This is a genomic window from Streptomyces sp. DH12 (assembly GCF_020873895.1).
Taxonomy (GTDB): domain Bacteria; phylum Actinomycetota; class Actinomycetes; order Streptomycetales; family Streptomycetaceae; genus Streptomyces.
Window position 1 is genome coordinate 1 of the sequence record NZ_JAHWGT010000327.1, and the last position, 680, is coordinate 680.

A 680-nucleotide genomic window follows, 5' to 3' on the forward strand; every position below is an offset into this window, starting at 1 on the left:
ACCGACCGCCCGCGACCGCGCACCTGGGACGGATCCGGCGACGTCGTCCGGTTCGACCTGCCCGCCGACGTGGTCGCCGCCGTCGACACCTACGCCCGCTCCCGCCGCGCCACCCGCTACATGTTCCTGCTCACCGCCTACCAGGTGCTGCTCGGACACTGGGCGGGCCGCGACGACGTCGCCGTGTGCAGCACCCTCGCCGAACGCTCCCGGCCCGGCGCCGCCGGACTCATCGGCCCTCTGGTGAACACCGTCGTCCTGCGCACCCACCTCGCCGGCGCCCCGGACTTCGACGGACTGCTCGACCGGGTGCGCCGCCGGGTCCCCGTCGACCTCGCACACGCCGAGGCGCCCTTCGACCTCGTCGTCGGCGCCGTCGGCGGATCCCGCGACCTGTCCCGACACCCTCTGGCGCAGGCCTCGTTCACCCTCCTCAACGCGCCGATCCAGCCGGTGCGGATGCCCGGCCTGGACGTCGGCCTGGTCGAACCGCCGCTGTCCGAGACGCCGTTGGACGTCTTTCTCGACCTCACCCTGCGCGCCGACGGCAGCATCGCCGCCCTGCTCCAGTACGCCACCGCCCTGTTCGACGCCGCCACCATGCGCGCCTTCGCCCAGGCGTACGTCGCCCTGGTACGGGCGGTGCCGGCCGCCCCCGACACCCCCCTGCGGGAGCTGCT

At 74.6% G+C, this 680-nt stretch carries 1 protein-coding gene; it reads left to right on the top strand.

All coding sequences use genetic code 11. The features are described 5' to 3' along the window. Positions 1-680, top strand: a 680-nt coding sequence (locus LPA54_RS34345; RefSeq protein ID WP_228984572.1) for a condensation domain-containing protein, incomplete at both ends; no start/stop codon positions are given.